This window comes from Synechococcus sp. RSCCF101 (genome assembly GCF_008807075.1).
In the GTDB taxonomy this organism is placed as follows: Bacteria; Cyanobacteriota; Cyanobacteriia; order PCC-6307; family Cyanobiaceae; genus RSCCF101.
The window spans coordinates 1,145,844-1,171,822 of record NZ_CP035632.1 but is presented as its reverse complement, the minus strand read 5'-3'; the positions used below and the strand labels follow the sequence as shown (position 1 = coordinate 1,171,822).

The following is a 25,979-nucleotide window of genomic DNA, read 5'->3' as shown; positions in this document are numbered from 1 at the left end:
GGATGACTAGGGTCCCGGCAGATCGCCGGGGAGGCTGTGGTGCTGGGGCTGCCTCTGCGCTGGCGCTGCCGCAGCTGCGGCGGACCCTCCATCCCCGTGCCGCGGGGCGGCCGGCCGCCGGTCCACTGCCCGGCCTGCGGCGAGCGCACCGAGTCGGTGCCGCTGGTGCGCCCGGGGGCGGCGGTGGTGGCGCTGCTGGTGGCGGGCGGCCTGGCGGCCTGGAGCCTGCCTCAGCTGTGGGCGCCGGAGCCGCCGCGCCCGCCGATGCCGGATCAGGGAACCGTGGCCAGCGCTCCTGACGGGCGGCCGTGGCCGCCGGCAGACTGAGCCTGCGTGCCGCATCTGCCATGGAGATCGATTTTCCCGGTTCCCAGCCCCTGAACGAGGCTCAGCAGCAGGTGCTGGAGCAGTTCCGGCGCCGGCTGGCGGAAATGCTCGACGACATGGCCCTCAGCAACGACGAGGTGATGAACCTGATGCAGGAGTTCCGCCAGCATCCGGATCTGCGCAACGCCTTCATGGCCGAGCTGCAGAAGGTGCGGAGTCAGCTGCCGGGACCGATCCCCCGGGTGTGGGACTGAGCAGCAGCCATTCGGAGCGGGGCTTGAGGCGTACCGCCGGCCGCTGCTCGGCCAGGCGGCCGCAGCGCTCGCGGAAGGCCGCCAGCCGGGCGGGGAAGCCCTCGATGGCGGCGATGCGCCGGTTGAGCTGCGCTTCCGCCCGCTCGTGGAGGCTGAGATCGAGCTCGGTCACGAACAGGGCCTGGGCCATGGGATCGCCGGAGGCTCCGTTGCTGCCGGAGGGGCGGGCGGAGCGGTTCTGGGGTTCGGGGTAGGCCAGATCGAGCGGCTGGCCGAGGGCTTCGAGGGCGTGCTCGATCACCACCATCGATTCGTCGTAGCGCTCCACCAGGCCCACCACCAGATCGGGCCGTTCCAGATCGATCAGCTCGGGCCGGGCGGCCCAGCCGCGGCGGCGTTGCCAGTCGATCGGTTCCTGGGGCGAGAGGTGGCGGGTCTGGTAGTTGGCCAGGGAGGTGCGCACCAGGCCGTTCACGTAGTCGGCGAAGCTGGAGGCGCTGGTGGAGTGCTGCACCTCCCGCTGGAAGCGGTAGGCCGAGAGGATGCGGGCCAGGGGCCGGCGCAGCAGGGCCACATGCAGCCGGGCCAGGCGGCCGGGCGGCGGCAGGGTGATCAGGTGGGAGCTGGCGGCCGTGGTGCGGCCGTCCTCTGAGATCCCGGGGTGGGCGGCCAGGTGCTGCTCCAGCAGGTGCCAGTCGAGCCGGTCGCCGGGGCCGGGTGATTCCACCTGCAGCAGGGTGCCTCGGGTGCTGTGCTCAAGCGCCCAGATCAGGGTGCTGCCGGCGCACTTGAAGCCGTGCAGGTGGAGCAGGGTGAGCAACGGCCGCGGCTTGGAACTGCGCCATCCCACCACGCGGGGGCTGATGACGGCACAACAGCGTCACAGAATCAAAGAGAGATCAGCCGTTCGAGGGGGCTTCCTCGTAGGCGGCGTAGCGATCGATGATCGATCGGGCCTGGGGGTGCACGGAGGCCGCCCAGGGCAGCAGGCCGGGCAGGTAGCGCTGCACGAGGGAGAGGCGGCCGTGGTGGTGCAGGCCGATGCCATTGCCCACGTAGCTCTGATCCTTCTGCCAGTGGAAGAGGTTCTGGTTGAGGCGGCCATCGAGCACGCTCGCCGCCGTGAGAGTGCCCTGGGGTGCGAGGGAGGCCATGGCCAGGGGCAGGGCGATCTGATCGAGGTAGGGAAAGCGCCGCGGCACCCACTCCAGGTGGTTCACGCGCTCGGCCATCTCCAGCCAGGCGCGGCCGAGGGCGGCGGCATCCGGGGCGGCCACCAGGCCGGCGTTGAACCAGGGACGGGAGGCGGCGCCGCTGCCGCAGAGCTGGCGCAGCTGGGGCTGGGGCAGGCCGCAGGCCTCGTAGAGGCGCTGCCAGGGCAGCTCGATCTGGCCGTGCTCGGGCACGGCGGCGGGGCAGGCCCGCCAGGTGAGGTATTCGGCCGGCAGGGGCCGGTGGAAGAAGAGATCGGAATCGGTGAGCAGGGCAGGCCGCGCCCCGAAGGCCGCCAGGGCCTGCACCTTGTTGAGGATGCGGTAGGGGCGGCCCTCCACCTGCAGGGCGGGGGTGGGGATCTCCAGCAGGGGGATGGCCAGATCGGCGGCGAGGCCGCGCAGGGCGTCCTGGCGCCAGAAGGGGCAGCCACTGGGGGCGGCGAAGTGGTAGCGGCTTTCGGGGAAGGTGCGGCAGGCCACCAGGGCGGCCAGCAGCGCCGCCAGGCTGATGCGCTCGCTGTCGACCACCACCACCACATCCATGGGCCTGCCTCGGTTCAGCCGCCCCGACGGGCGAGGAGGGTGAAGGGATCGAAACGCACGCTGATGCCGAACTCTTCGGCGAATTCGAGCACACGGCACCAGGCCCGGGCCGGTTGCCCAGCCGCCTGCGGGCGAAGGATGCCCCGCAGGATCACCGGCGCGGTGGCGCTCTGGAGGCTCATCTCGAACAGGGGCCAGCCGATGGAGTCCTGGATCGCATCCTCCCGGTAGGCGGGGGCCACATCGAGGGCACCGATGAGGATGCGGCGGAGGCTGGCATCCCAGAGGTATGGAATCCCATAGCGGGCCAGCAGATCGGCCGCCAGGGCCCAGGAGAGGCCGTTGGCATCGATCCACACCGTGAGCGGCTGGCGATCGGCCTGCATGGTGGCCTCGCGGCGGAAGGTGAGGGCGCCTTTGGGACGCTTAGGATCGTCGTGCGCAGACTCTGGATCCCCCTGGAGCAGGGCGCGGATGCGGGATCGAAGCTGGTCGCCGCCATCGAGCGGACCGCCCTGAGGTGGGTGCCTTTTTTTGGACAGTGTTGGCGCCTGACATCGTTAACCCTGGACGGGAGGAACAGGGTTGAGTCTCAGTGTAGACCTGATTGGGAGTTCTGCCTCCCAGAGCACTGTGGGGTCTCACATGGCAGTACCTCCACAGGAAGCGGGCCAGGCTGACTTCTGCTTCCCAGCCATCGCTGTAGGCGTGTAGATAGACCTCCTCATATTTGAGCGTCCTCCAGAGTCGCTCGACCAGGATGTTGTCGTAGCAACGCTTCCTGCCGGACCAGCTGATCCTGATGCTCACCTTCTGCAGCCTGCCGACGAACTCGGCAGACGTGAACTGGCAGCCCTGATCGGAATGGAAGACCTCTGGCTTTCGACCACCGGAGAGGGCCATCTCCAGGGCATCCATGCAGAACTCCGTCTCAAGGCTGTTGGAAAGCCTCCAGCTGAGCACGTGGCGTGAGTGGAGATCCATGATCGCCACCAGGTAGAGAAAGCCCTTACGCAGCGGGATGTAGGTGAAATCGGTGGCCCAGACCTGGTCCACGGCGTGGATCTCATCGATGTCCACCAGGCAGGGGAATCGCTCCGATGGCTCGCCTGGAATCGTGGTTCGAGGTCTCTGGTAGATCGCCCGTAAACCCATGCGGCGCATGAGGTTTCGCACGCGGTCACGGCTGATCGGGATCCCTTCCCTGGCCAGATAGGCCACCATCCGTCGGCTGCCGCTGCAGGGATCCTCCAGGTAGAGGGCATCAATCCTGGCCATGATCCGTAGCGTCGACGAACGGACCGGAGCAGGGCGGTAGTAGAGCGTGGATCGAGGGAGACCCCAGGGCTGATTCAAAGTTCGGCACAGCAATCCTTGCCACGGCTGCCAGCATGGGCTGAGGTCAGCGGGATCGCTCCGTCTCCGTGCCCCAGATCGCCTCTGACGCAACTGATCTCGACCTGATCACCTACCTCCGGGCTATTCCTGATGCCCGCATGCGACGGGGCGTTCGCATCCCTGCCTGGTACCTGCTCCTGGTGGCGGTTCTCGGAATCCTGAGCCGGTGCGAGAGCCTCCGGGATCTGGAGCGCTTTGCCCGGCGCCATCACGCTGTTCTCATCGAGGCGCTTGGGATCGAACTGCGGCGCCCACCGTCTGATTCCGCCTTCCGCTACTTCTTCCTGCAGGTGGATGTCACGGCCGTCTGCGATGCCATTCGCGACTGGACGATCGCTCAGATCCCTGATGGTGCGGCCGATCTCGATCAGCTGGTGTGTGACGGCAAGACGTTGCGGGGCTCGGCAGAACCCACCGCTGGCGGTGGCTCGGCGTTCATTGCCCAGGTGACGCTCTACTCCGCGGCCCTGGGCGTGGCGATTGCTCAGACCTGCACCGCCACAGGCGAGGACCACGAGCGGGCTGTCCTCAGGAGGCTGCTTGGAGAGCTCGACCTCGGCGGTGTGCTGGTTCAGGCCGACGCACTCCACACGCAGAAACCGTTTTTCGGCAGCTCCAGGAGCAGGGAGCCGACTTCCTGCTGACGGTCAAAGCCAACCAGCGGACGCTGCATCGTCAGATCCGCAGCCAATTCCAGGGGAAGCGCCGGATCCCTTTCACCGCAACGGATCACGAGCTTGGCCATGGCCGTGACATCACCTGGAGCATCCGGGCGAAAGAGGCACCCGCTCACATCAAGGAGAACTGGCCCGGCAGTGCCTGGATCGTGGAGGTGAGCGCCACCGGCTCCCGCCAGGGCAAGCCGTTTCAGGCCACCCACCGGTTCATCACCAGTCTGCGCACCCCTCCAAAAGCCCTGCTGCAACTGGTCCGTGACCGCTGGAGCCTGGAAAGCTGGCACTGGATCCGGGACACCCAGCTCAGAGAAGACAACCACCGCTACGGCGGCAATGGCGCCGGAGTGATGGCCACGCTGCGCACCGCCGCTCTCAACATGTTGCGGCTGGCTGGATTTCGCTTCGTCCGCGAGGGACTCCAGGTCGTGATGCACGACATCACCGCGCTGCTGGCGATGGTCAGGAGGCCACCAGGGGGAACGATGGCGTAGAACTTTGAATCAGCCCTGAGGGAGACCCAGCAGGGCACACTGCCGGCTGATGCTGAGCCGGCGGTGGTCATGATCGACGAGGCTGCGGACTTCATGAGCCTCACAGGAGCTGAGACTTTTTCTGAGCCACTCCAGCACCATCTGCAGGCGGCCGATCTGCTGGAACAGCTGCGCCTCTCTGGCCTGACCGTCCTCCTTGTCCTTGCTCTTCTAGCCCCTGGTGAACAGGTCGCTCGCCCCGTCCAGGAGCTGCTTCTTCCACTGGCTCACCTGGATCGGGTGAATCGCGTGGTCTGCGGCGATCTCCTGGATCGTCTTGCGGCCGCTGATCGCCTCCATGACGACCTACCGCAAGCGGAAGCCTTCGGCTAGGAGCGTGTCGCAAGTTGCACCGTGGCCCGGCGGCAGTGGTTGAGCTCCGGGGATTCCGGAACTACCCGATCGCAGCCGTGGCGATCTGAACCAGGCCCTCAGGCCGTTGCCAGCGATGCCCTGAACAGCTTGAGGATGTTGTGGGTGGTGGCCATCAGTGTCCACTCCCCGTTCACCTTCTCAAGCCCTCGCAACCGGAAGCGATCCAACCGCCTGGCTCCTTTGATCTGTCCAAACACGGGTTCGACCACCGTCTTGCGTAGGGCGTAGATCGCCTGGCCGCTCACGGAACGCAGCTTGCGATCCATGCGCCCTCGGGCATCGAGATCCTTGGGCGCTCGACCCCGTGATGGTCTTGGCCGGTGCCCGTGCTGCTGCCGGCTCGTGGAGATATGGGCGTTGAGTCCCCTCTCCTCGCAGGCTTCCAGATTGGCGGTGCTGCAGTAACCCTGACGTGGACCCCGGAAACCGGTCCAGGGTGAATGAGAGTCCTCAACCGGCCAGACTGGGCCGGGGACTTCACCATGAAACGAATCCGTCACACTCCAGAGCAGATCATCCGCAAGCTCAAGACTGCAGAGCAGCTGATCGCCCAGGGCAAGACCGTCACCGAGGTCTGCCGCGTGATCGAGGTGACGCAGCCGACCTATCACCGCTGGCGTCAGCAGTACGGCGGCATGCAGGCCGAGGAGGCCAAGCGGCTGACTCAGCTGGAGAAGGAGAACGCTCGGCTCAAAAAGCTGCTGGCAGAGGCGGAACTGGAAAAGGCGATGCTCAAAGATCTTGCCGAGGGAAACTTCTGAGCCCGGAACGCCGGCGCAGGGCGGTGGTCGTCCTGCAGCAGCGTTACCGGGCATCGGAGCGGTTCACCTGCCGGGTTGTGGGTCAGAACCGCAGCACCCAACGCCATGGCGGCAGGGCCCCTGGGGTCGAGGAGACCAAGCTGCGGCACCGGCTGAGGGAGATCGCCGCTGAGCACATCCGCTGGGGCCGGCGGATGGCCCACCGCGTGCTGCGGCGCGAGGGCTGGAGCGTGAATCACAAGCGGGTGCAACGGATCTGGCGGGAGGAGGGTTTGCAGCGGCCCACCCCCAGAAAGCAGAAGCGGGCACGGCCAGCGGACGGCTCAGTGCGTCGCCATCAGGCCGAGCATCCCCACCAGGTGTGGGCCATGGACTTCCAGTTCGATGCCACGGCCGATGGCCGGCGGCTCAAGTTCCTGAACGTGATCGATGAGCACAGCCGCCTCTGCCTGGCCATCCGGGTGGGCAGGCGTTGCAAGGCCAGGGACGTGGTGGCCGTGCTGGAGGAACTCACCAGCCTCTACCCGGCACCGGCGTTCATCCGGTGCGACAACGGCCCTGAATTCATCGCCCACGCCTTACGGCGTTGGTGCAGGACCAGCGGCACGACAACGGCCACGATCGAGCCAGGTTCCCCGTGGCAGAACGGCTTTGCCGAGTCGTTCAACGGGAGATTCAGGGATGAGTTCCTCAACACCGAGCTGTTCACCACAGCCCCAGAAGCTCAGATCCTGGCCGACCGCTGGCGCTGGGAGTACAACTCCCTCAGGCCGCATTCGGCCCTCCAGGGGCGTACGCCCCTGGAGGCAGCTCAACAAGGAGCTGCTGCATGACCATGACCAACCACTCTCATAAGGCCTGGACCGATAAAGGGGGTCACGTCAACCCGCATCCGCGATGAACACGTCAGGCTGCTGGCCGGTATTCGCCTGGATCCGCTCCAGCATGGGCAGTAGGTGCACCGCATCGCTGGCCTGGTTGCTCACACCGATCGCCACGATTACCTGGTGATCACCATCGACTGCAGCCTGGCAGTTGTAGCCCTGGATCCAGCCGTCACCGCTTTTGAGGATGTGGCTGTCGGGGTCGGTGAAGTTCCTCTGGGCAGAAGGCTTGGGGTTGCCGGCTGCGTCGGTAGGGAGTGTGCGGGCTGGCATCGGCAGCGCATCGCTCTCAGCAGGAGTGGCAACGGTGCTCAGCTCCAGGCCTGAGGCCTCTGCCTTCTCCATCGCCAGCTTCTGGGCGTCATCGGCGCGCTTGCGAACACCACGGGCCCGGCGGGCTGCTCGCTTGCTGCGCTGCTCATCACCACTGGCCTGCGCTTCTGCCGCCTCCTGCTCGGCGACCTCAGCCTGCTCCTCACGCTGACGGGCCTTGGCGGCTGCGGCCTCTGCTTCCAGCTCCGCCTTGGCCTTGCGGATCCACTCCAGACGGCTGGAGCGCCGCTGCAGTTCCTCGGGCAGCTCATCACCTCGTTTGCCCTTGCCGTACTGGCCGTCCTCCTGGGCGTCGATCAGCTCGGCCTTGCGCAGCAGCGCCCGCATCTCACCCTCCAGCTGCCGCTCGGACTTGAGCATCCGCTCGTGGCTCATGGCCTTGTGTTTGCTGGCATTGGCCCGGAGTTTGGTGCCATCCAGCGCCACATGGCCCAGGCTCACCAACCCCGCCTTCTGGCAGACCTTGAGCACCTGGACAAACAGTCCGGCCAGTGCGCCCAGGTGGCGGCGACGGAAGTCGCTGATCCGGCTGTGATCCGGTTGCTGGTTGCCGGTCAGCACCCGGAAAGCCGCGTCCTCCCAGCAGGCCCTCTCGATCTTGCGCTAGCTGGGCAGGCCGACGCAGTAGGAGTACAGGAGTAACACCACCATCATCTGCGGGTCGTACGCCTTCTCACCACGAGGATCCTTCTGGTCGTAGTAGACGTGGATCTCGCCCAGATCCAGCTCAACGATGAGATCGAGCAGGAAGAACACCAGATGGTTCTCCGGCAGCCAATCCACCGGTGAGGGCGGCAACAGCAGCGTCTGCTCGGGGTTCCAGGGGCGGAAGGTCTTGCTCATGCCCCATTGTCGCGCCCAGATCGATTGCGGCAACAGCGATCTGGGCGGATTTAGGGGCGTCTCTGGAGAGGATGGACGCGATCTATGCGCGACACGCTCCTTGGGCCTTGAACTCAGGGCTGTGGGTTCGGCGCTTGCTCATTGGTGGGAGCCCCTTCTCAGGGGCGGTGCCCCGCCTCGGAGGTTAACGATGGGAGCTGTCCAGAAAAACCAGTCCACCTCACAGGGCAGCCAGTACCGGGCCAGCGACTATCTCGCCCTTCTCAGCAAGCATGAGATCAGCGCAGCATGTCCGCCAAGGGCTGTTGTTGGGACAATGCCGTGGTTGAGAGCTTTTTCTCCACCCTGAAACTGGAACTAGATCTCGATGACAATCGAGACGCGTTGATCACGCCCCAGCAGCTGCAGCGTGATCTGGCCTTCTGGATCGAGGGTTACTACGACCGCGAGCGCCGTCATTCAACGATCGGTTACCTCAGTCCGATCGACTACGAGCAGCAGTTCATCGCTGCCCGTACACTCACTCCTGTGAACCCCTGAGACCTGTCCACGAAATCGAGGGAAACCCACAATGATGAAATGGAAAGCTTAGCGCATTCGCTTCAGATTGTATCCATGGCTCACCTGACTAACGAACAACATGCAAGATGCATGAGCTGATGGGCGAATTGCAAGTCGAAGACAGGAAGATGATCCCCTGACACACGCACACAGATAGAGCCTGTTCAGACTGCGAACCTAAGAGCCCTTGAAAGAGAAGGATGGCTTTTGAAGTGGCATGAAATAGCATTTTCTGGAAGACGTATATCCTTAGGAATCCATACGACTGTCTTCGGAACGCCGTGCATAGACACCTCAACAGCACTCTCCGCGTCATAGGCAAGACACAGGCCTTCTTCTGTCACAATCTTCAAGCATTCATGGCGAATAGGCTGGATTAATATATCATGGGGCGGAGGCAGGATGCTAAACTCTTTCAATATCGCCCCTGACTCCCTTCTTGTGACTGGATGAACAGTGATGGTTCCATTGGATCCTGACCCGAGCAAGAACATTTCGCGGGCTAAAAAGAGATCGCAAGGATCTCGATGACACAAGGCCGGCGGCGGATTTTGCAGGCCATTAGACTTCAAAGCCTTCAGGTAATATAAGGCTGTGTCCTCAAGCCTTATAATTTCATTGATTTTTCTTAAGTACTTATTATCGCTTGCGACTCGGGCTGGCTTAAGAGAACGGGATTTCCCTGCGACATAAGGATACGTAACATATGAGATCAAGTTGGTTTTCATCCATGGCATGCTGGGAATCATCGAGATACCATCTGCCACCTCATGGAAGGGAAGCCTGGTCACCATCGCCATTGCATACCTCTTGCTAATGAGATGAGCTTTGGCAGTCCCCCATTCGTCACAGCCGATAAAAATGCCTGGAATAAACTCCTCGCGATCACGTCTCAGAGTAGAAAATAGATGAATTATATCCCAAGACTGATCAGATAGACTTTGAATAACATTCTGGATGCGCTCATTAAAGTCATCAACGAGAACTGCATTATCTTCAAGTACCACATAATACTCACAGCTATCTTTCAATAGCTCTACCACAGAGAGCCAATGGTTTAACTGGCAGCCAAGGGTGCCGGGATAGTACATTCTCTGCTCAAATGAGTAAAGCTTGTCCGATATAAGGTGGGAAGGGAAAAGATCAATAATTCCATTTCTGGCTAGCTGATACTGATCGGGATCAAATGGTGAGCTTATTACCTTAATTGAATCTGCGCATACAGCCGACGATAGCTGCGCAACAAGATGCTCAGACCTGCAGGAGGCTTCATTCGTAAGTACAACATACTTAAAGAGGTGGTCAAGGCAGTTGTTCACAGTAGTGATTTCACTTTGCTGAACCGAGCATCAACCAATGCTCTGTCCTGAGTTATGGGCATTCATTAACTTAGGTACCTCGTGGAAAGGAGGCAAGGCCTGAGGTGGTCTGGTTTTTCTGGACAGGTCCTGACGTGGACCCCGGAGATCGGTCCAGGGTAAATGAGAGTCATCAGCCGGCCAGGCTGGACCGAGGACCGCACCATGAAACGAATCCGTTACACGCCGGAGCAGATCATCCGCAAGCTCTAGCCGAAGGCTCTTGCGAAGCAGTAAACGGCCGAGCAGCTGATCGCCCAGGGCAAAACCGTCACCGAGGTCTGCCGCGTGATCGAGGTGACGCAGCCGACCTACCACCTCTGGCGGCAGCAGTTTGGAGGGATGCAGGCCGAGGAGGCCAAACGGCTCACCCAGCTGGAGAAGGAGAACGTCCGGCTCTAGGAGCCTGTTGCGCGTTGGGCCCAGGCCAACTCGTCCTGAATGAGCCCCTGGTCTGGGATCGAGGGGGATCAAATCCCAGTGACGTGGACCCCGGAAACCGGTCCAGGGTGAATGAGAGTCCTCAACCGGCCAGACAGGGCCGGGGACTTCACCATGAAACGAATCCGTCACACTCCAGAGCAGATCATCCGCAAGCTCAAAACCGCCGAGCAGCTGATCGCCCAGGGCAAGACCGTCACCGATGTCTGCCGCGTGATCGAGGTGACGCAGCCGACCTATCACCGCTGGCGTCAGCAGTACGGCGGCATGCAGGCCGAGGAGGCCAAGCGGCTGACTCAGCTGGAGAAGGAGAACGCTCGGCTCAAAAAGCTGCTGGCAGAGGCGGAACTGGAAAAGGCGATGCTCAAAGATCTTGCCGAGGGAAACTGACGTGACCCCCTTCATCGGTCCAGGCCTTATGAGAGTGGTTGGTCATGGTCATGCAGCAGCTCCTTGTTGAGCTGCCTCCAGGGGCGTACGCCCCTGGAGGGCCGAATGCGGCCTGAGGGAGTTGTACTCCCAGCGCCAGCGGTCGGCCAGGATCTGAGCTTCTGGGGCTGTGGTGAACAGCTCGGTGTTGAGGAACTCATCCCTGAATCTCCCGTTGAACGACTCGGCAAAGCCGTTCTGCCACGGGGAACCTGGCTCGATCGTGGCCGTTGTCGTGCCGCTGGTCCTGCACCAACGCCGTAAGGCGTGGGCGATGAATTCAGGGCCGTTGTCGCACCGGATGAACGCCGGTGCCGGGTAGAGGCTGGTGAGTTCCTCCAGCACGGCCACCACGTCCCTGGCCTTGCAGCGCCTGCCCACCCGGATGGCCAGGCAGAGGCGGCTGTGCTCATCGATCACGTTCAGAAACTTGAGCCGCCGGCCATCGGCCGTGGCATCGAACTGGAAGTCCATGGCCCACACCTGGTGGGGATGCTCGGCCCTGTGGCGCCGCACTGAGCCGTCCGCTGGCCGTGCCCGCTTCTGCTTTCTGGGGGTGGGCCGCTGCAAACCCTCCTCCCGCCAGATCCGTTGCACCCGCTTGTGATTCACGCTCCAGCCCTCGCGCCGCAGCACGCGGTGGGCCATCCGCCGGCCCCAGCGGATGTGCTCAGCGGCGATCTCCCTCAGCCGGTGCCGCAGCTTGGTCTCCTCGACCCCAGGGGCCCTGCCGCCATGGCGTTGGGTGCTGCGGTTCTGACCCACAACCCGGCAGGTGAACCGCTCCGATGCCCGGTAACGCTGCTGCAGGACGACCACCGCCCTGCGCCGGCGTTCCGGGCTCAGAAGTTTCCCTCGGCAAGATCTTTGAGCATCGCCTTTTCCAGTTCCGCCTCTGCCAGCAGCTTTTTGAGCCGAGCGTTCTCCTTCTCCAGCTGAGTCAGCCGCTTGGCCTCCTCGGCCTGCATGCCGCCGTACTGCTGACGCCAGCGGTGATAGGTCGGCTGCGTCACCTCGATCACGCGGCAGACCTCGGTGACGGTCTTGCCCTGGGCGATCAGCTGCTCGGCGGTTTTGAGCTTGCGGATGATCTGCTCTGGAGTGTGACGGATTCGTTTCATGGTGAAGTCCCCGGCCCTGTCTGGCCGGTTGAGGACTCTCATTCACCCTGGACCGGTTTTCGGGGTCCACGTCAAAACTTCTGAGCCCGGAACGCCGGCGCAGGGCGGTGGTCGTCCTGCAGCAGCGTTACCGGGCATCGGAGCGGTTCACCTGCCGGGTTGTGGGTCAGAACCGCAGCACCCAACGCCATGGCGGCAGGGCCCCTGGGGTCGAGGAGACCAAGCTGCGGCACCGGCTGAGGGAGATCGCCGCTGAGCACATCCGCTGGGGCCGGCGGATGGCCCACCGCGTGCTGCGGCGCGAGGGCTGGAGCGTGAATCACAAGCGGGTGCAACGGATCTGGCGGGAGGAGGGTTTGCAGCGGCCCACCCCCAGAAAGCAGAAGCGGGCACGGCCAGCGGACGGCTCAGTGCGTCGCCATCAGGCCGAGCATCCCCACCAGGTGTGGGCCATGGACTTCCAGTTCGATGCCACGGCCGATGGCCGGCGGCTCAAGTTCCTGAACGTGATCGATGAGCACAGCCGCCTCTGCCTGGCCATCCGGGTGGGCAGGCGTTGCAAGGCCAGGGACGTGGTGGCCGTGCTGGAGGAACTCACCAGCCTCTACCCGGCACCGGCGTTCATCCGGTGCGACAACGGCCCTGAATTCATCGCCCACGCCTTACGGCGTTGGTGCAGGACCAGCGGCACGACAACGGCCACGATCGAGCCAGGTTCCCCGTGGCAGAACGGCTTTGCCGAGTCGTTCAACGGGAGATTCAGGGATGAGTTCCTCAACACCGAGCTGTTCACCACAGCCCCAGAAGCTCAGATCCTGGCCGACCGCTGGCGCTGGGAGTACAACTCCCTCAGGCCGCATTCGGCCCTCCAGGGGCGTACGCCCCTGGAGGCAGCTCAACAAGGAGCTGCTGCATGACCATGACCAACCACTCTCATAAGGCCTGGACCGATGAAGGGGGTCACGTCAGCAGGGTGCGCAGATGCCGCTCTCCGTAGCGCTCTGGGTTGTGTTGGATCAGCCGGTCCAGAAGAGTTCTGGCCCTGATCAAGGGCTCGGCTGCCAGCCACTGCTCGATCCGTGCCACATCCGGCTCAAACGGATCGGGCCTGGAGCGTCGACCGTTGCGGGGCCGTGGCTTGCGGCGCCTGGGCTGGTTGCTGTGCCACAGGGCCTGCAGCCCGCCCAGGAACACCTCCAGTGATCGGTTCTCCGCTGCCAGATCCCGGGCCTGGGTGCGGGCTGCTCTCCTGTTCCGTGGTCGCCACTGGCCAGCACGGCCAGCTGCCCCTGACAGCGGGGGATGGTGCTCCGCAACACCACCGGGTCCGTGCCGCGCTGCAGATGCTGCAGCGCCTCGGCCTGCTCAGCAGACAGGGCGCCGCTCCTGATCAACCGCTGCAGAGGTGTGCGGGGCGGGTGGTGCTGCCGCTTGATCCGGCCGCCATCGCGTTCACTGCGTTTGAGCTTGAACGACGGCTGGAACAGATTGGTGAACAGGCGCATCGCGCCATACAGCTCTCCCAGCACCTGGGCGGCGTCCAGGCCTTCCAACCGCTGGTAGCCCACCACCCGGCGAACCAGCATCCCGTTCTTCTGCTCCACCCAGGCCTGGTCGTTGCTCTGGTAGGCCCGAGAGCGGGTCAGCACGATCTGGTGCCCCGGCCGGTCGCACCAGGCCTCCATCAGGCTGTTCATGAACACGGGGTCGTTGTCGGCATCGATGCCCCGCAGCGGGAACGGCAGCTGCCGGCGAATCAGCTGCAGGGCTGTGAGCACAACGGCGCCATCGCGCAGCAGGATCGGCACGCTTTCACTCCAGCCCGTGGCGATGTCGGTGGCCATCAGGGTCCAGAGAAACGGCCCCTGCATCCGCCCGCCGCAGTGAGCCACCAGATCGATCTCCAGCCAGCCAGGCTCGTGATGCTCATCCCAGCCCTTGAACGTGCGCACCGGCACCCGCCGCCGGACGGCGCTGTAGGCCCGCGGTTGGCCGCCTCCAGTTGTTGCCGCCACTGGCTCTGCGAATCGGTGCCAGCAACCGATCGATCGTGGCGCTGCTCATCGAGAGCACCTGCTCGCGCACAGCCGGCTCCAGGGACAGGTGGCCGTGGTGCTCCAGCGATTCCACCAACAGAGGCAGCAAGGCCGCCAGACGCTTGCCGCAGAGCCGGTCACTCGCCTCCCACAGGGGCACCAGGGCCGCTGCAGCCTCCGGGCCATAGCCCCGGCGGGGATGGGATTTGGGCTCAGCGTTCTCATCCATGGCCCGCGCTCCATCCGGCGGCGGGGAGGGACGACGGTTGAGCAGACGCAGCAAGGATTTGCGGTGGTAGCCGGTGAGCAGCTCCAGCTCATCGAGAACTGTCTTCTTGCCCGCAGCGCTCAGGTCCCCGTAGCGCTTGCGGGCCGCCGCCAGAGCGGCGCGCCGGCGCTGCGGATCAGGGCCGGCCGCTCCAGCCTCACGCCACCCACTCGCCGAAACCCTCGGCATGGCCGCCACGCCGAATCAGGCATTGATGCAACAACCCTAGACCGGTAACTGGATCAACGATGCAATGCGCCTCTCAACCAGATTGTCGCCGGACAGGGGCTCAAGCCCACAAACCTGCGGAACAACAGGTTGTAGTCGAGCTGCTCCAACAACAGCCACTCCGAGCGGATGCCGTAGAACGCCTGCAGCAGTGACACCAGAAGCAACTGGTCCGGCGGAACCGATGGCCGGCCTTCTGATGCGTACAGTGAGGTGGGTGCCTTTTATTGGACAGTGTTGGCGCCTGACATCGTTAACCCCGGACGGGAGGAACTGGGTTCGGTCTCATTGTAGACCTGATTGGGAGTTCTGCCTCCCAGGGCACTGTGGGGTCTCACATGGCCGTACCTCCACAGGAAGCGGGCCAGGCTGACTTCTGCTTCCCAGCCATCGCTGTAAGCATGCAGGTAGACCTCCTCATACTTGAGCGTCCTCCAGAGTCGCTCGACCAGGATGTTGTCGTAGCAGCGCTTCCTGCCGGACCAGCTGATCCTGATTCCCTCCTTCTGCAGCCTGGCGACGAACTCAGCAGAGGTGAACTGGCAGCCCTGATCGGAATGGAAGATCTCTGGCTTTCGCCCATCGGAGAGGGCCATCTCCAAGGCATCCAGGCAGAACTCCGTGTCAAGGCTGTTGGAGAGCCTCCAGCTGAGGACATGCCTTGAGTGGAGATCCATGATCGCCACCAGATAGAGAAAGCCCTTCTGCAGTGGGATGTAGGTGATATCGGTAGCCCAGACCTGGTCCACGGTGTGGATCTCATCGATGTCCACCAGGCAGGGGAATCGCTCCGATGGCTCGCCTGGAATCGTGGTTCGAGGTCTCTGGTAGATCGCCCGTAAACCCATGCGGCGCATGAGGTTTCGCACGCGGTCACGGCTGATCGGGATCCCTTCCCTGGCCAGGTAGGCCACGATCCGTCGGCTGCCGCTGCAGGGATCCTCCAGGTAGAGGGCATCAATCCTGGCCATGATCCGTAGCGTCGACTGCCGCACCGGTGTTGGTCGGTAGTAGAGCGTGGATCGTGGGAGACCCAGGAGGGCACACTGCCGGCTGATGCTGAGCTGGCTGTGGTCGTGATCGACCAGGCTGCGGAGTTCATGGCCTCACAGGAGCTGAGACTTTTTTTTGAGCCACTCCAGCTCCATCTGAAGGCGGCCGATCTGCTGGAACAGCTCCGCCTCCCTGGCCTGACCGTCCTCCTTGTCCTTGCTCTTCTTGCCCCTGGTAAACAGGTCGCTCGCTCCATCCAGGAGCTGCTTCTTCCACTGGCTCACCTGGATCGGGTGAATCGCGTGGTCGGCGGCGATCTCCTGGATCGTTTTGCGGCCGCTGATCGCCTCCATGGCGACCTTTGCCTTGAACTCAGGGCTGTGGGTTCGGCGCTTGCTCATTGGTGGGAGCCCCTTCTCAGGGGCGGTGCCCCGCCTCAGAGGTTAACGATGGGACCTGTCCAGAAAAACCAGACCACCTCACAGATCACATCAGGTTGGATTGAGGCGATCGAGACGTAGGAGAACTGAGAACCGCTGCGCTGCTACTGACTTCGCATCTCAGCTGGGCAGTTTCCTGATTTTCGCAGAGGTGAAGGGGGTTTTCAGCGAACTCTTAGGCAGTCACAGCCAGATGCTACGATTAGCGAATAAACCAAACGCCCTGCAACAGGTAAGTACTGCAATCATGATTATCTGCAACTCTAGGGAATATATTTTTATCCATCTCCACAAGACTGGAGGCTCCAGCCTTGAAATTGCAGTCGAGCCTACACTTAAATGGAACGATCTACTGCTGGGGAGCACTCCAATCGGCGAAGAACTAGATAAATACTATCTCAAGAAATTCAAACTGCACAAACACAGCTCTCTCTCTGAAGTACTCGCCACCTGCGAAAATCCGAACTTTCACAATTATCGATATTTATCGATAGTTAGACATCCGCTCGAGCGAGCCTTGTCACTCTTTCGTTTTATTAGCGGTATCATTGATAAATACTCAATAAATACAGGGCTGACGCTTCCTGAATTATCACAAGATTACGATAATTCCAAGCATCTATTCTGGCCTTTACAGTGGCCCGCAGGCGAGGCATACATCAAAGCAACTGGAGATCTCAATGAGTTTTTTAAACAGGATGCTTTGAAAAGGGAAAGAGCGATGAAGACCCAGTATAGCCAGCTTGCCCTCGGAAGCAACCTGCCTGAACAGCTTAGAATCATCAAGCTTGAGGAGCTGGCATCTTGCAAGAATGTGATCTCAGATTATACAGGGAAAACACTAGCAATTCCCCACGAAAACAAAAGCTCCCCCGGAAAAGCATGCATAGAATCACTCTCAGAACACTCGTTGGGTCACCTTAGAGAGATCTTTGCAGAGGATTATCTCGCCTTTAACTATGCCTGAGACAACAAGCCAAGGAAATCTCTTGCTTGGCAACGGCAGGCTGAGCGGTTGTTGATTCAACAAACCAATCCAACTCGACCTCGACGCCCTAATCCGCTGGGCTCAATGGCCGTTAAAGTGATTACCCAGCTCTATTGCTTTCTCCCGAACTTGCTCGTCGGTCTTCTGAGACACGCCGATGGCGTCATGGCTATGTCATTGCCAACGGGTTTCGCTGGGCCAAGAATAGGTTCCTCAGCGCGCCGAGAACATTAGGGAGATCCTGGGAAACCAGCACGGTCCAAGCGAGAATGGTCTCGTGATTACAGACCAGGTCTGCACTGATGGGCAGCAAGCAGCTCGGCTTCTCGGATCATGAGCTGACCACAGCCAAGAGGCAGACCAAACGCGAGAAGTTCCTCTCGGAGATAGAGGCCGTCGTGCCCTGGGAGGCGCTGATCGCCCTGATCGAACCCCACCACCCTAAGACGATCAAGAAGGGGGGCCGGCCTCCGTATCCACTGGCCACCATGCTGAGGATCCACCTGTTGCAGCAGTGGTATTCGCTCAGTGATCCGGCCATGGAAGAGGCTCTGATCAAGTGCCCACGATGCGCCGCTTTGCCGGCATTGAGCTGATTAGTGACCGGATCCCGGATGAGACCACGATCCTGACCTTCCGCCACCTGCTGGAGAAGCACGCGTTGGGCGAGCAGATCCTTGAGGCCGTCAAGGCCCACCTCAGCGCGCGGGGGATGACGATGCGGCAGGGCACGATCGTCGATGCCACCTTGATCGCCGCGACCAGCTCCACCAAGAACAGAGTTGGCAAGCGGGATCCGGAGATGCATCAGACCAGGAAGGGCAACCAGTGGTATTTCGGGATGAAGGCCCACGCAGGCGTGGACAAGGATTCTGGCCTGATCCATTCGGTGGTGGTCACGGCCGCCAATGTCCACGACCTCAACCCAGCTGCCAAGCTGCTGCATGGCGACGAGGAGTGACGTGACCCCCTTTATCGGTCCAATCCTTATGAGAGTGGGTGGTCATGGTCATGCGGCAGCTCCCTGTTGAACTGCCTCCAGGGGCGTACGCCCCTGGAGAGCCGAATGCGGCCTGAGTGAGTTGTACTCCCAGCGCCAACGATCGGCCAGGATCTGAGCCTCTGGGGCTGTGGTGAATAGCTCAGTGTTGAGGAATTCATCCCTGAACCGTCCGTTGAACGACTCGGCAAAGCCGTTCTGCCACGGAGATCCCGGTTCGATGGTCGCGGTGGTGGTTCCGCTGCCCTGGCACCAGCGCCGCAGCGCGTGGGCGATGAATTCGGGGCCGTTGTCGCACCGGATGAACGCCGGCGCCGGGTAGAGGCTGGTGAGCTCCTCCAGCACGGCCACCACGTCCCTGGCCTTGCAGCGCCTGCCCACCCGGATGGCCAGGCAGAGGCGGCTGTGCTCATCGATCACGTTCAGGAACTTGGGGCCTCCTGAGAAATCCACGCCCGCAGCAGAAGTACGATAGCCGGTCGCTAGTCCTCCTGCACGACTGTTCATCAGGCAGGAATCAGGTGGTAGCCACAGGCCGTAGATTCACGCTCATCAGCGACCTCTGTGCCCAGGAGAATCTGCAGCCAAAAGGCGACAAGGACAAAAAGAAGCTCCAGCAGCTTCTCCAGGTTCATCGCCAGCACATTGATCGCAATCGCTGAACCCTGCGTCGCTGCCAGTTTCTCCCGGATCAGGGCGAGGCCAAAGCGGCGTTTGCCCTGGCCGAATTTGCCTTCCACAGCGTTGCGCCGCCGCTGATCTGCGGCAAATTGCTGCCTCTCTGCTGCCACCAGATCAGGATCAGTCTTGGGCCGGCCGAGGCGGGGACCACTCAGGCGAATGCCATGGCGCCGGCAGAAGGAGCGATTCGCCCTGGTTCGATAGATCTGATCGGCACAGATCGCTTCTGGATAAGAACCATGCCGGCGTCGGTAGGCTCTGGCTTGGCTCTTGAGGTCTTCTCCTTCGTTATAGGGGGAATAACTGAGCCGATCCAGGAACGCAAATCCAGTGCCAGTCACCGAGATTGAGATCTTCGCTCCGAATTCCACATTGCTCCTGGCTTTGCCTCGAACGATTGGCCTGATGTGAGATTGAACCAGGCTGACGATCCGATCGGGGATGCTCCTGACGTGACCCCCTTCATCGGTCCAGGCCTTATGAGAGTGGTTGGTCATGGTCATGCAGCAGCTCCTTGTTGAGCTGCCTCCAGGGGCGTACGCCCCTGGAGGGCCGAATGCGGCCTGAGTGAGTTGTACTCCCAGCGCCAGCGGTCGGCCAGGATCTGAGCCTCAGGAGCCGTGGTGAACAGCTCGGTGTTGAGGAACTCATCCCTGAATCTCCCGTTGAACGACTCGGCAAAGCCGTTCTGCCACGGGGAACCTGGCTCGATCGTGGCCGTTGTCGTGCCGCTGGTCCTGCACCAACGCCGTAAGGCGTGGGCGATGAATTCAGGGCCGTTGTCGCACCGGATGAACGCCGGTGCCGGGTAGAGGCTGGTGAGTTCCTCCAGCACGGCCACCACGTCCCTGGCCTTGCAGCGCCTGCCCACCCGGATGGCCAGGCAGAGGCGGCTGTGCTCATCGATCACGTTCAGAAACTTGAGCCGCCGGCCATCGGCCGTGGCATCGAACTGGAAGTCCATGGCCCACACCTGGTGGGGATGCTCGGCCTGATGGCGACGCACTGAGCCGTCCGCTGGCCGTGCCCGCTTCTGCTTTCTGGGGGTGGGCCGCTGCAGACCCTCCTCCCGCCAGATCCGTTGCACCCGTTTGTGATTCACGCTCCAGCCCTCGCGCCGCAGCACGCGGTGGGCCATCCGCCGGCCCCAGCGGATGTGCTCAGCGGCGATCTCCCTCAGCCGGTGCCGCAGCTTGGTCTCCTCGACCCCAGGGGCCCTGCCGCCATGGCGTTGGGTGCTGCGGTTCTGACCCACAACCCGGCAGGTGAACCGCTCCGATGCCCGGTAACGCTGCTGCAGGACGACCACCGCCCTGCGCCGGCGTTCCGGGCTCAGAAGCTTCCCTCGGCAAGATCTTTGAGCATCGCCTTCTCCAGCTCGGCTTCCGCCAGCAGCTTCTTGAGTCGGGCGTTCTCCTTCTCCAACTGGGTCAGCCGTTTGGCCTCCTCGGCCTGCATCCCCCGAACTGCTGCCGCCAGCGGTGGTAGGTCGGCTGCGTCACCTCGATCACTCGGCAGACCTCGTTGACGGTCTTGCCCTGGGCGATCAGCTGCTCTGCAGTCTTGAGCTTGCGGATGATCTGCTCTGGAGTGTGACGGATTCGTTTCATGGTGAAGTCCCCGGCCCAGTCTGGCCGGTTGAGGACTCTCATTCACCCTGGACCGGTTTCCGGGGTCCACGTCACTCCGGCTGCCGGAGTGATGGAGAATCCTCTGCTGCCGGACCAGCTCACTGACCACCAGCAGCTTGCGGTACCAGTGCCGGCCTGCAGCAAGAAGGCAGCCGCCGCAGGCGGTCAGGGCATCAATGCTGGCCAGATTGCGGTCCAGGTGGCTCAGTTGCTGCCCAATGGCCTTGCGAATCCTGCTGATGCGGGGCCGCTTCTTCCGGGCTACCGCAAGGAACTGCTGTCTGGCCTTCCTGCGATGCGTGCGTGGCTTGCCGCCAAAGCAATACCTGACCTGCGGATGCATCGCATCGATCAGCCGCTCGGTGACTTCCCTGGCTTCATTGAGCAGAGACAGATCGGTTGGGTAACGGATGTCAGCTGGGACGCATGTGGCGTCAATCAGAAGCGTGCCCTGATTCTGAGATGGCGTGTCTGGCTGGGTCAGCCGTTGACCACCGCTGGTAGATCCGCCACCACGGCCAGGATCCTCGTCATCACTGGAAGCCGCAGCTTGGATGACATTCAATCCATGTCGCACGATCCGCTCGTTGCAGTCGTTCACCACCGACTCCGGTAATCGCTTGCGGAAATGGACCAGCATCGATGGATCGAATGGAGCAGAGTACTGATAGGCCTCCAGACCAAGGAAAAACTGGAGATAAGGATTCTCCTTGACTTGCTCGACCAGCTCTTCATCGGTGAGTCCCATGCGCGCCTTGATGATCAGAGCTCCAAGCGCCATGCGGAAGGGCTTGGCGGGTGCTCCAAAGCCCTTGCAGAACTGGGCGGCATAGTCGTCCTCAAGCTCATCCCAGGGAATCAGCTCAGCGAGCTTGATCCAGCGATTATCTCCAGAGAGCTCTTGCCGCCGAATGGCAGGAAGAAATCCTCAAACGAGAGCTGATGACGATGCTCACGTCGGTACATGTGGAAAACTCTGGGCAGCTTTTCGGCCGGAATGCGCCGAATTGCCAGCATTTTACTGCGACAAGCTCCTCGGACTCGTTGCAGCGCAGTTGGTCTGGCCTTTCTCAGGAGGCCCAACTTGAGCCGCCGGCCATCGACCGTGGCATCGAACTGAAAGTCCATCGCCCACACCTGATGGGGATACTCGGCCTGATGGCGGCGCACCGACCCGTCCGCGGGCCGTGCCCGTTTCTGCTTTCGGGGAGTGGGCCGCTGCAGACCTTCCTCCCGCCAGATCCGTTGCACCCACTTGTGATTCACAGCCCAGCCCTCCCGCCGCAGCACGCGGTGGGCCATCCGCCGGCCCCAGCGGATGTGCTCAGCGGCGATCTCCCTCAGCCGGCGCCTGAGCTTGGCCTCCTCGGCCCCAGGGACCGTCCCGCCATGGCGTTGGGTGCTGCGGTGCTGACCCACCAGCCGGCAGGCGAACCGCTCAGATGCCCGGTAACGCTGCTGCAGGACGAGGACCGCCCTGCGCCTGCGTTCCGGGCTCAGAAGTTTCCCTCGGCAAGGTCTTTCAGCATTGCCTTCTCCAGCTCGGCCTCGGCCAGCAGCTTCTTGAGTCGGGCGTTCTCCTTCTCCAGCTGGGTCAGGCGCTTGGCCTCCTCGGCCTGCATCCCTCCAAACTGCTGCCGCCAGCGGTGGTAGGTCGGCTGTGTCACCTCGATCACGCGGCAGACCTCGTTGACGGTCTTGCCCTGGGCGATCAGCTGCTCTGCGGTCTTGAGCTTGCGGATGATCTGCTCGGGTGTGTGGCGGATTCGTTTCATGGTGAAGTCCCCGGCCCAGTCTGGCCGGTTGAGGACTCTCATTCACCCTGGACCGATTTCCAGGGTCCACGTCAGGAGGTCGTCTACGGCGACGCTGGCTACCAGGGCATCGCCAAGAGGCCCGAGATGAAAGGCACGAAAGCGGATTTCAGAGTTGAGATGCGACCCGGGAAGCGCCGCGCTCTGCCAGACACACCAGAAGGAAGGCTGCAAGATCTGATTGAGGCTGCAAAGGCACACGTCCGCGCCAAGGTCGAGCACCCATTCCGAGTCATCAAACAGCAGTTCGGATTCCAGAAAACCCGGCTGCGCGGCCTGGCCAAGAATCGCTACAAGATCAATGTGCTAGGAGTCTGTCGCGCGTTGAGCTCAGGCCAACTCATCCTGAATGAGCCCCTGGTCTGGGATCGAGGGGGATCAAATCCCAGCATTGCCGTCAGGAACAAGCCGCCCTCAGGCCATGGCCAGCGAGGCCCGAAACAGTTTGAGGATGTTGTGAGTGGTCGCCATCAGGGCCCACTCCCCGTTCGCCTTCTCCATGGGGTTCCCCCGATTTCGTGGACAGGTCTCAGGGGTTCACAGGGGTGAGTGTACGGGCAGCAATGAACTGCTGCTCGTGATCGATCGGGCTGAGGTAACCGATCGTTGAGTGGCGGCGTTCGCGGTTGTAGTAACCCTCGATCCAGAAGGCCAGATCCCGCTGCAGCTGCTGGGGTGAGATCAAGGTGTCTCGATTGTCATCGAGGTCGAGCTCCAACTTGAGGGTGGAGAAGAAGCTCTCCACCACCGCGTTGTCCCAACAGCAGCCCTTTGCGGACATGCTGCAGGCGATCTTCTGATCCCTGAGCAGATCGCGGTAGTCAGTCGCCCGGTACTGACTGCCCTGATCCGTGTGCAGCAGCAGCTGTTCCGGCTCCACATTCCGGTGACCGAGAGCCCGGCTGAGGGCCTCGATCACCAGGGCGGTATCCATCCGCTGATCCAGCGTCCAGCCGACGACACGGCGGCTGAACAGATCGATCCACACCGCCAGGTACCGCCAGCCGGCCGACGTGCGGATGTAGGTGATGTCGCCTGCCCAACAGCGGTTCGGAGCGGGTGGCTGGAAGTCCTGCTGGAGCTGGTTCTCGACCACACCCGCGGTTCCACTGCTGGCCCTGGAGCAGGGCCGGAACGGCTTGCGGGTCCTGGCCCTGAGCTCAGCCCGTTGCATGAGCCGGGCGACACGGTGGCGTCCGACCTGCCGGCCTGACGCTCGCAGCTCCTGGTGGATCCGAGGGGAGCCGTAGAAGCCCCGGTGCTCCTGAAACACCGCCTCGATCTCAGCGGTGAGCCGAGTGTTCTCGGCCGCCCGCTTTCCCGGCGCCTCCTGACGCTTCCGCCAGGCGTAGTAGCCACTGCGGGCCACCCCAGGGCTGATTCAAAGTTCGGCACAGCAATCCTTGCCACGGCTGCCAGCATGGGCTGAGGTCAGCGGGATCGCTCCGTCTCCGTGCCCCAGATCGCCTCTGCCGCAACTGATCTCGACCTGATCACCTACCTCCGGGCTATTCCTGATGCCCGCATGCGCCGGGGCGTTCGCATCCCGGCCTGGTACCTGCTCCTGGTTGCGGTTCTCGGAATCCTGAGCCGTTGCGAGAGCCTCCGGGATCTGGAGCGCTTTGCCCGGCGCCATCACGCTGTTCTCATCGAGGCGCTTGGGATCGAACTGCGGCGCCCACCGTCTGATTCCGCCTTCCGCTACTTCTTCCTGCAGGTGGATGTCACGGCCGTCTGCGATGCCATTCGCGACTGGACGATCGCTCAGATCCCTGATGGTGCGGCCGATCTCGATCAGCTGGTGTGTGACGGCAAGACGTTGCGGGGCTCGGCAGAGCCCACCGCTGGCGGTGGCTCGGCCTTCATTGCCCAGGTGACGCTCTACTCCGCGGCCCTGGGCGTGGCGATTGCTCAGACCTGCACCGCCACAGGCGAGGACCACGAGCGGGCTGTCCTCAGGAGGCTGCTTGGAGAGCTCGACCTCGGCGGTGTGCTGGTTCAGGCCGACGCACTCCACACGCAGAAACCGTTTTTCGGCAGCTCCAGGAGCAGGGAGCCGACTTCCTGCTGACGGTCAAAGCCAACCAGCGGACGCTGCATCGTCAGATCCGCAGCCAATTCCAGGGGAAGCGCCGGATCCCTTTCACCGCAACGGATCACGAGCTTGGCCATGGCCGTGACATCACCTGGAGCATCCGGGCGAAAGAGGCACCCGCTCACATCAAGGAGAACTGGCCCGGCAGTGCCTGGATCGTGGAGGTGAGCGCCACCGGCTCCCGCCAGGGCAAGCCGTTTCAGGCCACCCACCGGTTCATCACCAGTCTGCGCACCCCTCCAAAAGCCCTGCTGCAACTGGTCCGTGACCGCTGGAGCCTGGAAAGCTGGCACTGGATCCGGGACACCCAGCTCAGAGAAGACAACCACCGCTACGGCGGCAATGGCGCCGGAGTGATGGCCACGCTGCGCACCGCCGCTCTCAACATGTTGCGGCTGGCTGGATTTCGCTCCGTCCGCGAGGGACTCCAGGTCGTGATGCACGACATCACCGCGCTGCTGGCGATGGTCAGGAGTGAGGTGGTCTGGTTTTTCTGGACAGGTCCCATCGTTAACCTTTGAGGCGGGGCACCGCCCCTGAGAAGGGGCTCCCACCAATGAGCAAGCGCCGAACCCACAGCCCTGAGTTCAAGGCCAAAGTCGCCATGGAGGCGATCAGCGGCCGCAAGACGATCCAGGAGATCGCCGCTGACCACGCGATTCACCCGATCCAGGTGAGCCAGTGGAAGAAACAGCTCCTGGACGGGGCGAGCGATCTGTTCACCAGAGGCAGGAAGAGCAAGGACAAGGAGGACGGTCAGGCCAGGGAGGCGGAGCTGTTCCAGCAGATCGGCCGCCTGCAGATGGAGCTGGAGTGGCTCAAAAAAAAGTCTCAGCTCCTGTGAGGCTCATGAACTCCGCAGCCTGGTCGATCACGACCACAGCCAGCTCAGCATCAGCCGGCAGTGTGCCCTCCTGGGGCTCCCGCGATCCACGCTCTACTACCGACCTGCTCCGGTCCGTTCGTCGACGCTACGGATCATGGCCAGGATTGATGCCCTCTACCTGGAGGATCCCTGCAGCGGCAGCCGACGAATCGTGGCCTACCTGGCCAGGGAAGGGATCCCGATCAGCCGTGACCGCGTGCGAAACCTCATGCGCCGCATGGGTTTACGGGCGATCTACCAGAAACCCCGGACCACGATTCCAGGCGAGCCATCGGAGCGATTCCCCTGCCTGGTGGACATCGATGAGATCCACACCGTGGACCAGGTCTGGGCCACCGATGTCACCTACATCCCGCTGCAAAAGGGCTTTCTCTATCTGGTGGCGATCATGGATCTCCACTCAAGGCACGTCCTCAGTTGGAGGCTCTCCAACAGCCTTGACACGGAGTTCTGCCTGGATGCCCTGGAGATGGCCTTATCCACTGGCCGCAGGCCAGAGATCTTCCATTCCGATCAGGGCTGCCAGTTCACCTCTGCTGAGTTCGTCGGCAGGCTGCAGAAGGAGGGAATCAGGATCAGCTGGTCCGGCAGGAAGCGTTGCTACGACAACATCCTTGTCGAGCGACTCTGGAGGAAGCTCAAGTATGAGGAGGTCTACCTGCATGCCTACAGCGATGGTTGGGAAGCAGAAGTCAGCCTGGCCCGCTTCCTGTGGAGGTACGGCCATGTGAGACCCCACAGTGCCCTGGGAGGCAGAACTCCCAATCAGGTCTACAATGAGACCCAACCCTGTTCCTCCCGTCCGGGGTTAACGATGTCAGGGGCCAAGGCTGTCCAATAAAAGGCACCCACCTCAGAGGCCACCAGGGG

At 62.5% G+C, this 25,979-nt stretch carries 30 protein-coding genes and 8 pseudogenes; 16 read left to right on the top strand and 22 right to left on the bottom strand.

Annotated features, from left to right (window positions below):
* Positions 1-39: 39 nt before the first annotated feature.
* A complete protein-coding gene (locus tag EVJ50_RS05800) occupies positions 40-327 on the top strand; it encodes a hypothetical protein (RefSeq protein ID WP_150882870.1) in 288 nt (95 codons plus the stop codon).
* On the top strand, positions 309-581 hold the full coding sequence (locus tag EVJ50_RS05795; protein WP_150882868.1) for a hypothetical protein: 273 nt from the start codon (positions 309-311) through the stop codon (positions 579-581). Before EVJ50_RS05800 ends, EVJ50_RS05795 begins: the two co-directional genes overlap by 19 nt.
* Here the strand turns inward: EVJ50_RS05795 and EVJ50_RS05790 are convergent.
* From EVJ50_RS05790 to EVJ50_RS05775, 4 genes are all read right to left on the bottom strand, one after another.
* Positions 517-1,401 carry a hypothetical protein gene (locus EVJ50_RS05790; protein WP_150882866.1) on the bottom strand — a complete coding sequence of 295 codons (885 nt, stop codon included), beginning with the start codon at positions 1,399-1,401 and terminating at the stop codon, positions 517-519. The genes EVJ50_RS05795 and EVJ50_RS05790 overlap by 65 nt on opposite strands.
* A 79-nt stretch (positions 1,402-1,480) precedes the next feature.
* Positions 1,481-2,338: a hypothetical protein gene (locus EVJ50_RS05785; protein WP_150882864.1), complete on the bottom strand. Its 858-nt coding sequence runs from the start codon at positions 2,336-2,338 to the stop codon at positions 1,481-1,483.
* A 14-nt stretch (positions 2,339-2,352) separates the two neighbouring features.
* Positions 2,353-2,724: a hypothetical protein gene (locus tag EVJ50_RS05780; protein ID WP_150882862.1), complete on the bottom strand. Its 372-nt coding sequence runs from the start codon at positions 2,722-2,724 to the stop codon at positions 2,353-2,355.
* Positions 2,725-2,764: 40 nt separating this feature from the next.
* The gene (locus EVJ50_RS05775; protein ID WP_225323107.1) at positions 2,765-3,694 is read right to left on the bottom strand and encodes an IS3 family transposase; all 930 of its coding nucleotides are present in this window, start codon (positions 3,692-3,694) and stop codon (positions 2,765-2,767) included.
* 68 nt (positions 3,695-3,762) lie between these two features.
* Between EVJ50_RS05775 and EVJ50_RS05770 the strand changes: the two genes are divergently transcribed.
* Both EVJ50_RS05770 and EVJ50_RS05765 read left to right on the top strand, forming a co-directional pair.
* Positions 3,763-4,380: a transposase family protein gene (locus EVJ50_RS05770; RefSeq protein WP_150882860.1), complete on the top strand. Its 618-nt coding sequence runs from the start codon at positions 3,763-3,765 to the stop codon at positions 4,378-4,380.
* Positions 4,374-4,904, top strand: coding sequence for an ISAs1 family transposase (locus EVJ50_RS05765; protein ID WP_150882858.1), 531 nt, complete (start codon positions 4,374-4,376; stop codon positions 4,902-4,904). Before EVJ50_RS05770 ends, EVJ50_RS05765 begins: the two co-directional genes overlap by 7 nt.
* A 210-nt stretch (positions 4,905-5,114) precedes the next feature.
* On the opposite strand, the gene EVJ50_RS05760 is transcribed toward EVJ50_RS05765, so the two are convergent.
* Both EVJ50_RS05760 and EVJ50_RS05755 read right to left on the bottom strand, forming a co-directional pair.
* Positions 5,115-5,243 (bottom strand): hypothetical protein, encoded by a 129-nt coding sequence (locus tag EVJ50_RS05760; RefSeq protein ID WP_150882856.1) that lies wholly within the window; start codon positions 5,241-5,243, stop codon positions 5,115-5,117.
* A gap of 131 nt (positions 5,244-5,374) precedes the next feature.
* A complete protein-coding gene (locus EVJ50_RS05755) occupies positions 5,375-5,818 on the bottom strand; it encodes a transposase (protein ID WP_191964884.1) in 444 nt (147 codons plus the stop codon).
* Here EVJ50_RS05755 and EVJ50_RS05750 point away from each other — a divergent pair.
* Positions 5,801-6,912, top strand: a protein-coding gene (locus EVJ50_RS05750) for an IS3 family transposase (protein WP_370455611.1) whose coding sequence is annotated in 2 segments (ribosomal slippage) — positions 5,801-6,062 and positions 6,062-6,912 — 1,113 coding nt in all. Because the reading frame shifts where the segments join, the coding sequence is not laid out codon by codon here. The two genes, EVJ50_RS05755 and EVJ50_RS05750, sit on opposite strands and share 18 nt — an antisense overlap.
* Before the next feature lie 48 nt (positions 6,913-6,960).
* Here the strand turns inward: EVJ50_RS05750 and EVJ50_RS05745 are convergent.
* Both EVJ50_RS05745 and EVJ50_RS05740 read right to left on the bottom strand, forming a co-directional pair.
* On the bottom strand, positions 6,961-7,857 hold the full coding sequence (locus EVJ50_RS05745; protein ID WP_150882850.1) for a transposase: 897 nt from the start codon (positions 7,855-7,857) through the stop codon (positions 6,961-6,963).
* A 42-nt stretch (positions 7,858-7,899) separates the two neighbouring features.
* Positions 7,900-8,139, bottom strand: a complete 240-nt coding sequence (locus EVJ50_RS05740; RefSeq protein WP_150882849.1) for a hypothetical protein — start codon at positions 8,137-8,139, stop codon at positions 7,900-7,902.
* A gap of 321 nt (positions 8,140-8,460) precedes the next feature.
* On the opposite strand from EVJ50_RS05740, the gene EVJ50_RS05735 reads away from it, so the two are divergent.
* On the top strand, positions 8,461-8,679 hold the full coding sequence (locus tag EVJ50_RS05735) for an IS3 family transposase (RefSeq protein WP_191964883.1): 219 nt from the start codon (positions 8,461-8,463) through the stop codon (positions 8,677-8,679).
* Positions 8,680-8,864: 185 nt separating this feature from the next.
* On the opposite strand, the gene EVJ50_RS05730 is transcribed toward EVJ50_RS05735, so the two are convergent.
* The gene (locus EVJ50_RS05730) at positions 8,865-9,791 is read right to left on the bottom strand and encodes a hypothetical protein (protein WP_150882845.1); all 927 of its coding nucleotides are present in this window, start codon (positions 9,789-9,791) and stop codon (positions 8,865-8,867) included.
* 564 nt (positions 9,792-10,355) lie between these two features.
* Between EVJ50_RS05730 and EVJ50_RS05725 the strand changes: the two genes are divergently transcribed.
* On the top strand, positions 10,356-10,460 hold the full coding sequence (locus EVJ50_RS05725; protein WP_370455610.1) for a transposase: 105 nt from the start codon (positions 10,356-10,358) through the stop codon (positions 10,458-10,460).
* Positions 10,461-10,613: 153 nt separating this feature from the next.
* Positions 10,614-10,883: pseudogene (locus EVJ50_RS05720) on the top strand (transposase); the annotation flags it as partial.
* 54 nt (positions 10,884-10,937) lie between these two features.
* Here the strand turns inward: EVJ50_RS05720 and EVJ50_RS05715 are convergent.
* Positions 10,938-12,049 (bottom strand): IS3 family transposase gene (locus EVJ50_RS05715; RefSeq protein ID WP_370455564.1). Its coding sequence is split into 2 segments (ribosomal slippage): positions 10,938-11,788 and positions 11,788-12,049, totalling 1,113 coding nucleotides; the frame shifts between segments, so codons are not numbered across the junction.
* Between the two features lie 107 nt (positions 12,050-12,156).
* Between EVJ50_RS05715 and EVJ50_RS05710 the strand changes: the two genes are divergently transcribed.
* Complete coding sequence (locus tag EVJ50_RS05710; RefSeq protein ID WP_191964881.1) at positions 12,157-12,966, top strand: IS3 family transposase; 810 nt, start codon at positions 12,157-12,159, stop codon at positions 12,964-12,966.
* A gap of 129 nt (positions 12,967-13,095) precedes the next feature.
* Here the strand turns inward: EVJ50_RS05710 and EVJ50_RS05705 are convergent, their stop codons facing one another.
* The 5 genes and pseudogenes from EVJ50_RS05705 to EVJ50_RS14970 form a co-directional block, all read right to left on the bottom strand.
* On the bottom strand, positions 13,096-14,007 hold the full coding sequence (locus tag EVJ50_RS05705; RefSeq protein ID WP_150882837.1) for a transposase family protein: 912 nt from the start codon (positions 14,005-14,007) through the stop codon (positions 13,096-13,098).
* Positions 13,976-14,542 carry a hypothetical protein gene (locus EVJ50_RS05700; RefSeq protein ID WP_150882835.1) on the bottom strand — a complete coding sequence of 189 codons (567 nt, stop codon included), beginning with the start codon at positions 14,540-14,542 and terminating at the stop codon, positions 13,976-13,978. Before EVJ50_RS05700 ends, EVJ50_RS05705 begins: the two co-directional genes overlap by 32 nt.
* A 101-nt stretch (positions 14,543-14,643) precedes the next feature.
* Positions 14,644-14,793: pseudogene (locus EVJ50_RS05695) on the bottom strand (transposase); the annotation flags it as partial.
* Between the two features lie 12 nt (positions 14,794-14,805).
* Positions 14,806-15,618 carry an IS3 family transposase gene (locus EVJ50_RS05690; protein ID WP_370455632.1) on the bottom strand — a complete coding sequence of 271 codons (813 nt, stop codon included), beginning with the start codon at positions 15,616-15,618 and terminating at the stop codon, positions 14,806-14,808.
* A gap of 69 nt (positions 15,619-15,687) precedes the next feature.
* Entirely contained in the window at positions 15,688-15,975 is a 288-nt protein-coding gene (locus tag EVJ50_RS14970; RefSeq protein WP_225322874.1) for a transposase, read from the bottom strand.
* 190 nt (positions 15,976-16,165) lie between these two features.
* On the opposite strand from EVJ50_RS14970, the gene EVJ50_RS05685 reads away from it, so the two are divergent.
* Positions 16,166-16,981, top strand: a complete 816-nt coding sequence (locus EVJ50_RS05685) for a sulfotransferase family 2 domain-containing protein (RefSeq protein WP_150882833.1) — start codon at positions 16,166-16,168, stop codon at positions 16,979-16,981.
* Between the two features lie 323 nt (positions 16,982-17,304).
* Positions 17,305-17,957 (top strand): annotated as a pseudogene (locus tag EVJ50_RS05680) (IS5 family transposase); the annotation flags it as partial.
* 54 nt (positions 17,958-18,011) lie between these two features.
* Here the strand turns inward: EVJ50_RS05680 and EVJ50_RS05675 are convergent.
* The 6 genes and pseudogenes from EVJ50_RS05675 to EVJ50_RS14960 all read right to left on the bottom strand — a co-directional run bounded on the left by EVJ50_RS05675 (position 18,012) and on the right by EVJ50_RS14960 (position 22,089).
* Positions 18,012-18,455, bottom strand: a complete 444-nt coding sequence (locus EVJ50_RS05675) for an integrase core domain-containing protein (protein WP_191964880.1) — start codon at positions 18,453-18,455, stop codon at positions 18,012-18,014.
* 53 nt (positions 18,456-18,508) lie between these two features.
* Positions 18,509-19,132: pseudogene (locus EVJ50_RS05670) on the bottom strand (transposase); the annotation flags it as partial.
* Positions 19,133-19,182: 50 nt separating this feature from the next.
* Positions 19,183-20,293, bottom strand: a pseudogene (locus tag EVJ50_RS05665) (IS3 family transposase).
* 64 nt (positions 20,294-20,357) lie between these two features.
* Positions 20,358-21,280, bottom strand: a pseudogene (locus EVJ50_RS05660) (transposase); the annotation flags it as partial.
* 243 nt (positions 21,281-21,523) lie between these two features.
* A pseudogene (locus EVJ50_RS14965) lies at positions 21,524-21,733 on the bottom strand (IS3 family transposase); the annotation flags it as partial.
* 77 nt (positions 21,734-21,810) lie between these two features.
* Complete coding sequence (locus EVJ50_RS14960; RefSeq protein ID WP_191964731.1) at positions 21,811-22,089, bottom strand: transposase; 279 nt, start codon at positions 22,087-22,089, stop codon at positions 21,811-21,813.
* A gap of 63 nt (positions 22,090-22,152) precedes the next feature.
* On the opposite strand from EVJ50_RS14960, the pseudogene EVJ50_RS15345 reads away from it, so the two are divergent.
* Positions 22,153-22,416, top strand: a pseudogene (locus tag EVJ50_RS15345) (transposase); the annotation flags it as partial.
* 241 nt (positions 22,417-22,657) lie between these two features.
* On the opposite strand, the gene EVJ50_RS05640 reads toward EVJ50_RS15345, so the two are convergent.
* A complete protein-coding gene (locus EVJ50_RS05640) occupies positions 22,658-23,497 on the bottom strand; it encodes an IS3 family transposase (protein WP_225323105.1) in 840 nt (279 codons plus the stop codon).
* Positions 23,498-23,581: 84 nt separating this feature from the next.
* Between EVJ50_RS05640 and EVJ50_RS05635 the strand changes: the two genes are divergently transcribed.
* From EVJ50_RS05635 to EVJ50_RS05625, 4 genes are read left to right on the top strand one after another with little or no spacing between them, the layout of a single operon-like run.
* Complete coding sequence (locus EVJ50_RS05635; RefSeq protein WP_150882827.1) at positions 23,582-24,199, top strand: transposase family protein; 618 nt, start codon at positions 23,582-23,584, stop codon at positions 24,197-24,199.
* Entirely contained in the window at positions 24,193-24,744 is a 552-nt protein-coding gene (locus EVJ50_RS05630; protein ID WP_150882825.1) for an ISAs1 family transposase, read from the top strand. The genes EVJ50_RS05635 and EVJ50_RS05630 overlap by 7 nt, the downstream gene beginning before the upstream one ends.
* Positions 24,745-24,779: 35 nt before the next feature.
* On the top strand, positions 24,780-25,067 hold the full coding sequence (locus tag EVJ50_RS14950; protein ID WP_225323104.1) for a transposase: 288 nt from the start codon (positions 24,780-24,782) through the stop codon (positions 25,065-25,067).
* A 19-nt stretch (positions 25,068-25,086) separates the two neighbouring features.
* Positions 25,087-25,950, top strand: a complete 864-nt coding sequence (locus EVJ50_RS05625) for an IS3 family transposase (protein WP_225323167.1) — start codon at positions 25,087-25,089, stop codon at positions 25,948-25,950.
* Positions 25,951-25,979 lie beyond the last annotated feature (29 nt).